This window comes from Brevundimonas sp. SH203 (assembly GCF_002157625.1).
In the GTDB taxonomy this organism is placed as follows: Bacteria; Pseudomonadota; Alphaproteobacteria; order Caulobacterales; family Caulobacteraceae; genus Brevundimonas.
Window position 1 is genome coordinate 588,754 of sequence record NZ_BDMM01000002.1, and the last position, 12,130, is coordinate 600,883.

The window sequence follows — 12,130 nt, forward strand, 5'->3', positions numbered from 1 at the left end:
CGTCCTCCAACCGTCCCATCCCTGTCCTTCAGCGCCCCATTGATTTGCCCAAGCGCGAAGCGGCATCTGCGCGACACACACTGTCACAGACGTCTCGACGACAAAACTAAATTTCTACATGTTGTATATGTAATCTATAAAATGGGATTTTGATGTTAGGCTGCTATGTCTTGGCGGGAGCGGCGTTCATGTAGATTGACCGTCTGATGGTGGAGAAGACGCGCTGGACCAGGGGTTCGAAGGCGGTCAGGGGCAGGGTGTCGTAGGCGGGGGCGAAGGCGGTCTGGTCATAGCGTTCGCAGAATTCGGCGGTCATCGTGAAGCTGGGGTGGCCGCGGAACGCCTCGCGCATATTCTTGTCCAGGCCCAGATGCTCGAAGAAATAGTAGCCCTGGAAAATCCCGTGGTTCTCGACCATCCAGTGCAGGTCTTCGCTGACGTAGGGTTTCAGTATGGCGGCGGCGATGTCGGGGTGGTTGGCCGAGGCCAGGGTGTCGCCGATGTCGTGCAGTAAAGCGCAGACGACATAGTCTTCGTCGCGACCGTCGCGCATCGCGCGCGTGGCGGTCTGCAGGCTGTGCTGAAATCGGTCGATGGGAAAGCCGCCGTGGTCGCCTTCCAGAAGGCGCAGGTGGGCCAGGACGCGGTTGGCCAGATTGTTCTGATAGGGGCCGTGGGCGGCGGCGATGATGCGCCAGTCGTCCAGGGTGGCGTTCTCCATCGCGGTGAAGGCGGCGCGGGGTTCGTTCTGCATGACAGGCTCCGTCACTGGACGCGGGCGGGAATGGCGAGGCGGTCGAACAGCGCGTCCAGAACCTCGGGCCGAAAATCGTTTTCAGGGCCCAGGGCGACGATGCGCGTGCGCGCTCGTGCTTTCGGAGGCGCCGGGCTGACGTTGATGCGTTTGCCGACCGCCTGGATCAGCCAAGAGGCGCCGTCCGATCCCAGCACCACCCCCTTGATGCGCAGCGCGCCGGTCGCGGCGCCGCGAAGGGCCTCGACGAGGGCGGGGATGGGGTAGGCGGCGTCGATGTCGCGGCTCCAACCCGCGAAACGGGCGTGCGGTCGGGCGGGGTGGCTTGTCTGCGGGCTGGCGCGGCGCGGGGCGGGCGTCAGCGCCCAGTCGGTGGCGACCGCCGCGTGATTGGCGGATCGGATTTCGGCGGAAGGGGCGATGCCGGACGCCCAGGCCATGACGAGGTCCAGCGCCGCCGACTGGTCGGCCTTGTTGATCACAAGGCGGTCGGCGACGGCGATCTGGTTCAACACGTCGCGCCCGACGTAGGGATCGGCCGACTGCTCCAGGGCCTGAGCGGCATCGACCACCACGACGACGCCGGTGGGCGCCAGGTCGCGTTCCGCCCGGGCGAAGTCGGCGATCCGATCCGGGTCGGCCACGCCCGAGGTTTCGACGATCAGATGATCCACCTGGGAGCGGCGGCGCAGAACCGCGTCGAACGCCCCCGAAAGATCGCCGCCGATGGAGCAGCAGGCGCAGCCGTTGGCGAGCGTCAGAACCCCCTCCGCCTCGCCCGCAATCAGGTCCGCATCGATGGGAATAGCCCCGAAATCATTGACCAGGATGGTCAGCCGACGTCCCCCTGCGTTGTGCAGCAGATGGTTGACCAGGGTCGTCTTTCCCGCGCCCAGAAAGCCGCCAATGACCGTGGTCGGCAGGGGCGCCGTCATCGGGCGCCCTGCGCGGTCGATATACCGCCCAGCGCAGTGTCGGTCACGGCGATGTCGCGAATATCCTCTGGGGGGACGTGGAAGGGGTCGTCGTTCAGGGCGACCATGTCGGCGCGCTTGCCGGGCGTCAGAGAGCCGATCTCATGATCCAGCTTCAAACTGCGCGCCGCGCCCAGGGTTACGGCTTCAAGCGCTTCCGCGACCGTCAAGGCCCGCTCGCCTCCCAGAATCCGACCGCTCTCGGTGCGGCGGTTCACGGCGCACCATGCCGTGACGAGGGGCGCCAGCGGCGTGACCGGCGCATCGGAATGGAGCGACAGCGGCACGCCGGCGTCGAGCGCGGCGCGGCCGTCGTTCAGCCGGGCGGCCCGCTGGGGGCCTATGGTCAGGTCGTGGTGCTGATCGCCGAAATAATACAGATGGTTGGCGAAAAGATTGGCCGAGACGCCCAGTCTGGCCATGCGTTCGAACTGGGCCGTGTCGGCCATCTGCGCGTGCTGGATGACATGGCGGTGATCGCGACGCGGCTGCGCCGAAACCGCCGCCTCGAAGGCGTCCAGGGCGGCGTCCGTAGCCAGGTCGCCATTGGCGTGAACGTGGATCTGCAAGCCTGCGGCGTGCAGCGCTTCGACGGTCTGGATCAGCTGCTGCGGCGCCATGTTCCAGATGCCGTGATCCTCGCCGCGATGATAGCCGGGCGGCCGAAGCTTGGCGGTGTAGCCCTGGATCGAGCCGTCGATCATCAGTTTGACGCCGCAGAAATGCAGCTTGTCGTGGGCGAACGACGCCAGGCGCTCGACCCTGGCGATGATGTCCGCGACGGGGCTGAACATGCCCATGGTCACGACGGCGAGGCGCACGGGATAGTCGGCGGTCGATGTCGTGGCGGCGGTTTCGCGGGCGTCGTCCTCGTCCACCATTCGCCCCATGTCGGCGATGGTGGTGACGCCGGCCCGGCGCGCCAGGCTGGCGAAGCGGCGCAGCGCATCCTCGCCGCGTCCGATGTCGGCGAGATCGACGCCCAGGCGGCGCAGGACCGGCATCATGGCGGCGAACTCGCGCAGTTCGCCCGTGGGCTCGCCCTTGGCGTCCATAGCGACGCCCGTGACGCGCGTGGTCGAATCATAGCCCGCCAGCGCCAGGGCGGCCGAGTTCACCGTGATCAGATGGCCGTTGGAATGATGCAGAACGACGGGCCGGGTGGTCGAAACGGCGTCCAGCAGGCCGCGATCCGCAACGGCCCCCTCGACGAACAGCGGATCGAAGCCCCAGCCGATCAGGGGGGCGCCGGGCGCAAGCGCGGGCTCGGCGGCCTTCAGCCGATCCAGCACCGCATCCATGCTGCGCGTCGCAGGCCACAGACGGCCCTGATCGTCCATCCGATCGGCCGGCCCCACATAGGGATAGCGCCAGATCGGTCCGGCCATGACATGGGCGTGGGCCTCGACGAAGCCGGGCAGGAGAAACTGATCGGCATAGCGATCGTCCCGCACACCCTGCCAGCCTTGGGCCTGGTCCGCATCGCCGACGGCGACGATCCGGCCGTCCTTGACCGCGACGTGGGTGACGGCGGGGTTCGCCGCGTCCATCGTCCATATGCGGCGTGCGCGAAAGATCGTCAGCGGCGCCATTGAGCCTCCAGTCAAGCGACAGCCAATCATCTTGGCCAGGATCGACGCTTGGTCCAGCACGATGCAAACCGGGGAGCCAGAAGCGGCGCCCGTTGCCTGCCCGAAAGCTTCGCCTAAGGTCGTCGCAAGGCGGCGTCACGACCGCATGGAAACAGGGGAGGGCGCGATGTCCGGCGGTGGAAAGAGGTTCTCGGGCTGGTCCGTGGTCGGGGGGGTTCTGGTCGCCCTGACCCTGTGCGGCACCAGTCTGGCGGCCTCGACCTTCGGAGTGCTGACCGCCCGGTGGTCCGCGGTGTTCGGCTGGGATCAGGCGGACATGTCGGGTGCGCTTTCGACCTTTCTGGTCTGCGCCTTGTTGGCCGTGCCGTTCGCCGGGCGGGCGGTGGATCGGTTCGGATCGCGCCGGGTGGCGACGGTCGGGATCGTCGCCTTCGCCGTTCTGATCGCGTCCGGCGCCCTGATCCGGCATTCGGTCGCCCAGGTCTATGTCTTCTACGGCGCCATGGGACTGGTGGGCGCCTTCACCAATCCGATCGTCTATCTGCGGGCCCTGTCATTGTGGTTCGACCGGCGCAGGGGGCTGGCCCTTGGCATAGCCGTGTCCGGGCAGGGGATCGGCGCCGCCGTCCTGCCCTGGCTGACGCAGCGGCTCATTCAGACGCTGGACTGGCGGCTGACGCTGCTGGTGCTGGCGGGCGTGCTGGTGGTCGTCATCCTGCCCGCCGTCTTTTTGCTGGTGCGCGACGATCCGGCCGAGGTCGGTCAGTTCGCGGACGGCGACGCCTCGCCGGATGCGACGATGGCGGCGGATCGCGCGACCCTGGGCCTGACCATGGGCGAGGCCCTGCGAAATCGCGCCTTCTGGCTCATTCTGGCGATCTTCGCCCTGGTCGGCTTCACCAACTATGCGGTGCTGGGCAACATCATCCATCTGCTGACCAAGGCGTCGTCCCTGACCATCGCCCAGGCCGCGATGATCCAGTCGATCTCGGGCCTGTCGCTGCTGGCGGCGCGCGTCATCTTCGGCATGCTGATGGACCGCTATCATGCGCCCTACGTCGGGGCGGCGGGCATACTGATGGCGGTCGCAGGGTCGTGGCTGCTGCTGGACCTGCCGGGGATGGGACTGGTCGCCGTTCTCGCGGCGGTGCTGCTGGGCGCGGCGGCGGGAGCGGAGACGGACCTGCTGACCTTCCTGGTCGGCCGCTACTTCGGCCCGCGCGCCCTGTCGCAGATCTACAGCTGGCACAATGTCGCCTTCCTGCTGGGCGCGGCCCTGGGACCGCCGGTGTTCGCCCTGGCGCTGGCCGGCGCCGGCGGCGCCCTGGTTCCGATCATCGGCCTGATGGTCGCCAATGTGGTCGCGGCGGCCCTGCTGGTGGTGCTGGGCCCCTATCCGACGTGGACCAAGTCGACCGATTGAAACTGGCGCCACGATCCGCACGAGGCTGGACCAATACGCAAGGGAAGGCGTGCGGCGAACATCGTCATCGGCAGAGTTGGCGCTCGACAGCCAGCCGCCTTTCCTGGGGAGGAAACATCTTGAACTATCGCCACAGCCTCGTTCTGTCCGCATCGGTCGCCGCGCTGGTCCTGTCGGCCGGCGTCGTGCAGGCGCAGGACAAGACGCCGGACGCCGCCGCTGCGTCTCAGCCCGCGACCAATCTGGAGGAGATCGTCGTCACCGCGCAGAAGCGGGCCGAGAACCTTCAGGACGTGCCGGTGTCGATCCAGACCCTGTCCGCCCAGAGCCTGGAGCAGATCGGCGCTGTCCGCTTGCAGGACATCGAACGCGCCGTGCCGGCCGTCAGCTTCGGCGACGGCAGCGAACAGGGGCGTTACGGCATTCGCGGCATCGTCGATTATTCGCGCAACGCCGGCTATGACGCCCGCGTCGGCGTCTATGTGGACGGGGTGTTCCTGGGGCGCTCCTGGATGAACAACCAGACCCTTTTGGGCACCCAGCAGGTGGACGTCCTGCGCGGCCCGCAAGGCACCTTGTTCGGCAAGAACACCAATGCCGGCGTGATCGCCATCACCACCAAACGCCCTTCCGCGACGCCCGAGGCCGAACTGGTGGCCGAGGCGGGGAACTTCGGTCACTACCGGCTGGCCGGACGGGCCAATATGCCGCTGAACGAGGCCTGGTCGCTTCAGGCCTCGATCGCCAAGGTCAAGAGCGACGGCTATTACGAGAACACCCTGCTGGGCCATCGCAACATGGGCGTCGATTCGCTGGCGGGGCGGCTGCAACTGCGGTTCCATCCCAATAACGACACCGACGTCAATCTGAGCATCGACGGGGTTCGCGACCGCAACTCGACCCTGCACTACACCGCCCGACCCGCCGCAGGGGCCGATCCCTATCAGTTCCGTTCCTACGCCGACGACCGCGCGGATCGGGACACGGGCGGAGCGTCCCTGACGGTGGACCAGAAGCTGGGCGACCTGACGCTGACGTCGATCACCGCCTATCGCTCGGGCGAGCAGGTTCTCTATTTCAACAACGAAACCGGCGCCGCCAACTTCCTGACCGTCGATCTGTCGCAGAAGTCGCGTCAGTTTTCGCAGGAGCTGCGCCTGGCCTCGTCGAAGGCCGGGGCCTTCGACTGGGTCGCGGGCCTCTATTACTTCGATCAGAACAACGAGGATCGCGGCCTGCAGCTGGCCGGCCCGGCCTTCGCCGTCCTGCCCGCGCCTTTCCCGGCCTACGCCAACCGCCAGGTGCCGTATGGCGGCAAGGTCCACACTCAGTCGCTGGGCGCCTTCGCCAACGCCAACTACCGCCCGACCGAGGCGTTGGAGATCGGTCTGGGTCTGCGATACACGCGCGAGCGCAAGAGCCTGAGCGACTATTTCGTCTCCGATCCGCTGGGGATCATCAACGGCCAGATCCCGGATTACGACGACTCCTTCTCCGACGGCTTCCTGACGCCCAAGGCCAACGTCAACTATCACCTGACCGACCGGACGATGCTGTTCGCCTCGGTGGCGCGCGGCTTCAAGAGCGGCGGCTGGAACGTGGAGGCGATGAGCCAGGCGCAGTTCAACGCCGGCATTCGCGTCGGCTCCGAAACCGTCACCAGCTATGAGGCGGGCCTGAAGAGCGACCTTCTGGATCGCCGCCTGCGGGTCAACGCCACGGTCTTCCTGCAGCAGTTCAAGGATTTCCAGGTCTTCAGCTTCGCCTCGCGGACGATCAACAACACCACCGTCCTGGTCTCCAGCCTGAGCAATGCGGGCGAGGTGGAATCGCGCGGTCTGGAGCTGGATCTGACGGCCGTGCCGATCCAGGGCCTGACCCTCAGCGCCAACTACGTCTATAACGACAGCGAATATACGCGCTTCCCCGGCGGCGGCGGTCTGGTCGCGGGCGTGCCGCTGGACGCCAACGGGGTGCAGACGCCCTATGCGCCGCGCAACAAGGCCTATCTGGCCGCCGACTGGCGCGGGCCGCTGACGTCCTGGGCCGACCTGTTCGCCCATGCGGGCTATTCCGTGCAGTCCAGCCAGAACTTCGATCCCAAGGTCATCCATCCGACCTTCGGCCCGGCCTATTACATCCCCGGCTACGAGTTGTTCGACGCCCGCATCGGGCTGGAGGCGCAGGACGGGCGGTGGGAGGTTTCGATCTGGGGCCAGAACCTCACGGACAGCGAACACATCAAGTTCGCTAACCGCACGGCGGTCATCGGCGTGAACGCGGTCCTCTACGATGCGCCGCGAACCTATGGAGCGACCGTCCGACTGCGCTTCTGAAGCCCGGTTATCAGTTCGCGCCCGACATGCTACGCCCAGCGTCATAGATGGAGTGACGGCAGGCGTGGCGAGTTCGAACCTGACGCCGCCGGTGTCCTGGACCCGGCAGATGTTTCTACAGGAGGCCGGATCGCTTCAATCCGGCCTCCGCCAGGCGATCATCGACGCCATCGCGCGCGGTCGGCTGTCGCCAGGTCAGCGCATGCCCTCGTCCCGGGCGCTCGCCGTCGAACTGGGCATCGCGCGCAACACCGTCATCGCCGTCTATGAGGAACTCAGCACGCGCGGCATCCTGAACGCCACGGCCCGGCGCGGCTGTTTCGTCGCCGACGCCCCGGCCCTGCCCGAAGGGCCTGCAGCCGCCTCGCCGGATAGCGCCGGCTCTCCCAGAGGCGAGGCGGGGGTGGATTGGCGCGCCCGCATGACCAGTCGGATCGCCGACTGGCGCCAGATTTCCAAGCCCAAGGACTGGCGCAGCTATCCCTATCCCTTCCTGTACGGTCAGGTGGACCAGAAGCTGTTTCCGCTGCCCGCCTGGCGGCTGGCGTCCAGAAACGCGCTTGGGCGCGCGGCCGTCGACTGGTGGTCGGCCGACAATGTGATCGAGGACGATCCGCTGCTGATCGACCAGATTCGACGGATCATCCTGCCCCGACGCGGGGTTCTGGCCCGCCCGGACGAGATTCTGATCACCCTGGGCGCGCAGGAGGGGCTTTATCTCCTGTCGCGGCTGCTGGTGAGGTCCGGCGATGTCGTGGGGGTGGAGAACCCCGGCTATACGGACGCGCGCCACATCTTTTCGCTGGGCGCCTGCGAGGTTCGCGACCTGCCGCTGGATCACGAGGGGGTGGTGGTCGGCGCCGCCTTGGACGGGGTGAATGTCGCCGTGGTGACGCCCGGACGGCAATGTCCGACAGGCGTGTCGATGGGGCTGGATCGCCGCCGCGCGCTACTGGACTGGGCGACGCGACAGGACGCCCTGCTGATCGAGGACGACTACGAGGGCGAACTGGCGGTCGACGCCGCCGCGCCGCCGTTGAAAAGCGGCGATGACGGCGGGCGGGTCATCTACCTCGGCACCTTCTCCAAGGTTCTCGCGCCCGGCGTGAGGCTCGGCTACATGGTCGGGCCGTCCGAACTGATCGCCGAGGCGCGCGCCCTGCGCCGGCTGATCCATCGCACCCCGCCGCTGAACAATCAGCGGCTGGCCGCCATCTTCATGGTCGAGGGCCATTACAACGGCCTGGTCCGGCGGCTGCGCTCCGAGACCGACCGGCGCTGGACCACGGCGCGCGACGCCCTCGTCCGCGATCTGCCCGAGGTGGAGATCACGGGCGGCAAGGGATCGTCGCTGTGGCTGACCTTCCCCGCCGGTCTGGAGGAAGAGCCGCTGGTGCGAGAGGCGGCGGCGCGGGGCGTTCTGCTGGAAAGCGGACGGCCCTTCTTCTCGGAGCCGCCTGAACGTCTTCACATGCGCATGGGCCTGTCGACCATCGACGCCTCCCGGATCGATGCGGGCGTCGGCCGTTTGGCGGAGGCGGTCCGGTCCCTCATGCCCTGAAGCCGGGATCGATCCGATCCAGCTTACGCAGCAAGGCGGGCCATGCCAGGTGATTGGCGGCCATGTCCAGCCCCTTCGAGCCCTGCTCGGCGGTCTTGGCGATCACGGCCTGTGGCGGCGACGTCAGCCCGCCCGAACCGCCGGTTCCCGCCATCACCTGCGCCTCGCAGGCGCGTTCCAGGAAATAGAGCCTCAGGAATGCCTCGGCGACGGTGCGGCCCATGGTCAGGGTTCCGTGGTTGCGCAGGATCATGGAGGACCGATCCCTCAGGTCCGCGACCAGCCGCGCCCGCTCCTCTAGGTCCGTCGCGACGCCTTCGTAGGCGTGATAGGCGACATCGTCGCGCACCAGCATGGCCGTTTGCGTCAGGGGCTCCAGACCCCCGGCCATGGCCGACACGGCCTGACCCTGGGGGGTGTGCAGATGCATCACTGCGTGGGCGTCCTCTCGCGCCATGTGGATGGCCGAATGGATCACGAAACCCGCCGGATGGGTCGGGGGCGATCCAGGGTCCAGCGGGCGACCCTCCACGTCGATCTTGACCAGGGACGAGGCGGTGATCTCCTCGAACATCAGGTGTTGGGGATTGATCAGAAAGGCGTGGTCGGGTCCGGGGATACGCACGGACAGATGGGTGAAGATCAGATCGTCCCAGCCATAAAGCGCGACCAGCCGATAGGCCGCCGCCAGATCGATCCTCAACGCGCGTTCGATGTCGTCCATGTCGCCGTCTCCCCCTCCGCGCCGATCCGTCCGGCGGGTCTGGTTCCACCTTGCGCCAATCGGGGGAGCCACACTGTCGCGCGCTTTACACTTGGTCGCGCGCTTGCCTTGATCGGGGGGTGAAGACGCCAGAAACCCTGCTCGACGGCGACCCGTGGTTCGCCGCTCTGAACGCCGTGCAACGCGCCGCCGTGTTGCGCGAGGCGACGACGATGACGGCCCGCAGCGGCCGACGGATCTATCGCTGCGGCGACGCGGGAAACGGCCTCTACGCCGTGCTGGACGGCGGCGTGCGGCTGGTCGCGCCGTCGGCTGACGGACGAGACGTCACCAATCTGGTGCTGGGAAAGGGCGACTGGTTCGGTGAACTGTCGCTGCTGGACGGTCAGCCCCGTCCCCATGACGCCGTCGCCGAGGGCGATTGCCGCCTGCTGTTCGTGTCTCAACGCCGATGGATGCGCCTGACCGGCGAGGACGGTCATCTGTGGCCCGCCTTGGCCAGGTTGACGGCGCGTCGGCATCGTCAGGCCCTGACGCACCTGGGTCGGCTTCTGGCGCAATCGCCCTTCGCGCGCCTGGCCGGGGTGCTGCTCGAACTCGCCGCGCCGGACGGGGCGGTCAGGTTGAGCCAGGACGCGCTGGCGACCCTGGTGGGCGTGACGCGCCAGACCCTGAACCCGCTCCTTCGGCGGATGGAGGAGGGGCGGCTGATCGAGCGGCGCTACGGCTGCGTGTCGGTGCGGGACAGGCAGGGGCTGATGCAGCTTTCGAGGGACAGGGCATGACTGACGACGACCTCTTTTCCGACGCCGCGATCTCGGACGAGACGCGCATGGTCAACGCCGCCATCGTCGCGGCGGCCAGCCAGCTGCCCGATTGGTGGGACGTGGGCGCTCCGGCCTTTCGCGCCCTGCGCGCCGCCGGCGGCGCGCCGTTTCCGCCTCTGGTTCGCTCGGCCCGCGCCCGCACCCTGACCATTCCCGGACCCGACGGCCCGCTGGCGTTGCGGATCATCCCGGCGGAAAGGCCGCACGGGCTGTTTCTGCACGTTCACGGCGGCGGCTGGGTTCTGGGCGCGGTGGATCAGCAGGACCCCTTGCTGGAGCGTCTGGCCGACGCCACGGGGCTGACCGTCGTCAGCGTCGACTATCGCCTGGCCCCCGAACATCCGTTCCCCGCCGGCCCCGATGACTGCGAGGCGGCGGCGGTCTGGCTGGCGACCGAGGGCGAGCAGGCGCTGGGCGCGCCCTTGAAGGCCATCGGCGGCGAATCCGCCGGCGCGCATCTGGCGGCCCTGACCGTCATCCGCCTGCGGGACCGTCATGGACTGACGCCCTTCCGTTGCGCCAATCTGGGTTTCGGCTGTTACGACCTGCGCCTGACGCCCAGCGCCCGCGCCTTTGGCGACGAGCGTCTGGTTCTCAGAACCCGCGACATGGCGGCCTTCATCGACGCCTTCGCGCCCGAACCGCTCGACCGGGCCGCGCCGGACCTGTCGCCGCTGTTCGCCGATCTGTCCGGCCTGTGTCCGGCCCTGTTCACCGTCGGGACGCGCGACGCCCTGCTGGACGACACGCTGTTCATGCACGCCCGCTGGCGCGCGGCGGGCAATCGCGCCGAACTGTCCATCGCGCCAGGCGGCGCACACGGCTTCGTGGCCTTCCCATGCGGAATCGCCGCCTCGGCGCTGGAGCGGATGTTCGCCTTCCTGGCCGAAACCGTGAAGGACTGAGCGATTGATAGGGGGCGTGGACGATCCCGAAGCCCATCCGGCTTCGTCGGGCGTATGGCCGCTTGCGGTCCTGATCGTCAGCGCCTGCGTGCTGGGTCTGGCGCCGATCCTGGTTCGTCTGACCGAGACGGGACCGGCGGCGGCGGGCTTCTGGCGTTTCGCCTTCGCCCTGCCTCTGCTGGCGATGCTGTGCCTGCGACGGGGCGGGGAGGGCGTCGGCGCGCCGGATCGGTGGATGGCGCTGGCGGGCGTCTTTCTCGCGCTCGACCTGGCCTTCTGGCATTACGGCATCGCCCTGACGTCGGTCGTCAACGCCACCGTGCTGTGCAACCTGACGCCCGTGGTCGTGACGCTGTTCGGGTGGATCGTCCTCAAGGAACCGCCGCGTCGGCTGTTCCTTCTGGCCCTCGTTCTCGCGCTTGGCGGCGCCTTCGGCATGGCGGCGGGATCGGACCCCGCCCAGGTGTCGCAGCCCGCGCTCGGCGACCTGTTCAGCCTGTCCGTGGCGGTCTGGTATGCGGGCTATTTCTTGGCGGTTAAGGCGGCGCGACAGGCGGCGGGCGCCCTGCGGATCACCCTGTGGGCCAGTCTGATCGGGGCCCCCCTGATGCTGCTCGCCGCGTTGGCCATGCGCGAAACCCTGCTGCCCGCGACCCTGAGCGGCTGGGCCGCCTGCGCGGGCATGGGGCTCGTTCATGTCGTGGGGCAGGGCGGGGTCGCCTGGGCGCTGGGTCGTCTGCCGACATCGACCACCGCCGTCACCATTCTGATCCAGCCCATCGTCGCCGGCGCCCTGGGCTGGTTCGTGTTCGGCGAATCGCTGACGCCGATTCAGGCCGCCGGCGCCGTCATCGTCCTGATCGGCGTCGCTCTGGCGCAGAGGGCCAACCTGCGACCCCGCGCCGTCGACGACCGTTCAAGGCTTGGACGGGCGGATCGTTAGTAGGACATCAGGTCGGCCGAATTGACGCCGCGTCCTCGGCGCAGCTTCGCCCACATCCCGCCGTTCTTGATGGATATGCGGCCAAATGACG

The 12,130-nt window shown here is 68.0% G+C and carries 10 protein-coding genes; 6 read left to right on the forward strand and 4 right to left on the reverse strand.

Annotation, left to right across the window (positions count from 1 at the left end):
* Positions 1–163 precede the first annotated feature (163 nt).
* Genes SH203_RS06820 through SH203_RS06830 form a run of 3 tightly spaced genes read right to left on the reverse strand, consistent with a single transcriptional unit; the run spans position 164 to position 3,320 of the window.
* Positions 164–754 (reverse strand): HD domain-containing protein, encoded by a 591-nt coding sequence (locus SH203_RS06820; protein ID WP_087120083.1) that lies wholly within the window; start codon positions 752–754, stop codon positions 164–166.
* An 11-nt stretch (positions 755–765) separates the two neighbouring features.
* A complete protein-coding gene (locus tag SH203_RS06825) occupies positions 766–1,689 on the reverse strand; it encodes a GTP-binding protein (RefSeq protein ID WP_087120084.1) in 924 nt (307 codons plus the stop codon).
* The gene (locus SH203_RS06830; protein ID WP_087120085.1) at positions 1,686–3,320 is read right to left on the reverse strand and encodes an amidohydrolase; all 1,635 of its coding nucleotides are present in this window, start codon (positions 3,318–3,320) and stop codon (positions 1,686–1,688) included. Before SH203_RS06830 ends, SH203_RS06825 begins: the two co-directional genes overlap by 4 nt.
* Positions 3,321–3,486: 166 nt before the next feature.
* Here SH203_RS06830 and SH203_RS06835 point away from each other — a divergent pair, with 166 nt between their 5' ends.
* The 3 genes from SH203_RS06835 to SH203_RS06845 all read left to right on the forward strand — a co-directional run bounded on the left by SH203_RS06835 (position 3,487) and on the right by SH203_RS06845 (position 8,640).
* Positions 3,487–4,743 carry an MFS transporter gene (locus SH203_RS06835; protein ID WP_087120204.1) on the forward strand — a complete coding sequence of 419 codons (1,257 nt, stop codon included), beginning with the start codon at positions 3,487–3,489 and terminating at the stop codon, positions 4,741–4,743.
* 119 nt (positions 4,744–4,862) lie between these two features.
* A complete protein-coding gene (locus SH203_RS06840) occupies positions 4,863–7,079 on the forward strand; it encodes a TonB-dependent receptor (protein ID WP_200808828.1) in 2,217 nt (738 codons plus the stop codon).
* A 64-nt stretch (positions 7,080–7,143) separates the two neighbouring features.
* Complete coding sequence (locus tag SH203_RS06845) at positions 7,144–8,640, forward strand: PLP-dependent aminotransferase family protein (RefSeq protein WP_200808829.1); 1,497 nt, start codon at positions 7,144–7,146, stop codon at positions 8,638–8,640.
* On the opposite strand, the gene SH203_RS06850 is transcribed toward SH203_RS06845, so the two are convergent.
* Complete coding sequence (locus SH203_RS06850; protein ID WP_087120086.1) at positions 8,630–9,364, reverse strand: class II aldolase/adducin family protein; 735 nt, start codon at positions 9,362–9,364, stop codon at positions 8,630–8,632. The genes SH203_RS06845 and SH203_RS06850 overlap by 11 nt on opposite strands.
* Before the next feature lie 119 nt (positions 9,365–9,483).
* Here SH203_RS06850 and SH203_RS06855 point away from each other — a divergent pair, with 119 nt between their 5' ends.
* The 3 genes from SH203_RS06855 to SH203_RS06865 are packed head-to-tail and all read left to right on the forward strand — an operon-like array spanning position 9,484 to position 12,039.
* Positions 9,484–10,149, forward strand: a complete 666-nt coding sequence (locus tag SH203_RS06855; RefSeq protein ID WP_087120087.1) for a Crp/Fnr family transcriptional regulator — start codon at positions 9,484–9,486, stop codon at positions 10,147–10,149.
* Complete coding sequence (locus SH203_RS06860) at positions 10,146–11,096, forward strand: alpha/beta hydrolase (protein ID WP_087120088.1); 951 nt, start codon at positions 10,146–10,148, stop codon at positions 11,094–11,096. The genes SH203_RS06855 and SH203_RS06860 overlap by 4 nt, the downstream gene beginning before the upstream one ends.
* A gap of 16 nt (positions 11,097–11,112) precedes the next feature.
* The gene (locus tag SH203_RS06865) at positions 11,113–12,039 is read left to right on the forward strand and encodes a DMT family transporter (protein ID WP_087120089.1); all 927 of its coding nucleotides are present in this window, start codon (positions 11,113–11,115) and stop codon (positions 12,037–12,039) included.
* Positions 12,040–12,130 lie beyond the last annotated feature (91 nt).

Bases quoted from the DNA above. Each gene is read 5' to 3' on its own strand.
- SH203_RS06820 (WP_087120083.1), bottom strand. From the start codon at position 754: ATGCAGAACGAACCCCGCGCCGCCTTCACCGCGATGGAGAACGCCACC.
- SH203_RS06825 (WP_087120084.1), bottom strand. From the start codon at position 1,689: ATGACGGCGCCCCTGCCGACCACGGTCATTGGCGGCTTTCTGGGCGCG.
- SH203_RS06830 (WP_087120085.1), bottom strand. From the start codon at position 3,320: ATGGCGCCGCTGACGATCTTTCGCGCACGCCGCATATGGACGATGGAC.
- SH203_RS06835 (WP_087120204.1), top strand. From the start codon at position 3,487: ATGTCCGGCGGTGGAAAGAGGTTCTCGGGCTGGTCCGTGGTCGGGGGG.
- SH203_RS06850 (WP_087120086.1), bottom strand. From the start codon at position 9,364: ATGGACGACATCGAACGCGCGTTGAGGATCGATCTGGCGGCGGCCTAT.
- SH203_RS06860 (WP_087120088.1), top strand. From the start codon at position 10,146: ATGACTGACGACGACCTCTTTTCCGACGCCGCGATCTCGGACGAGACG.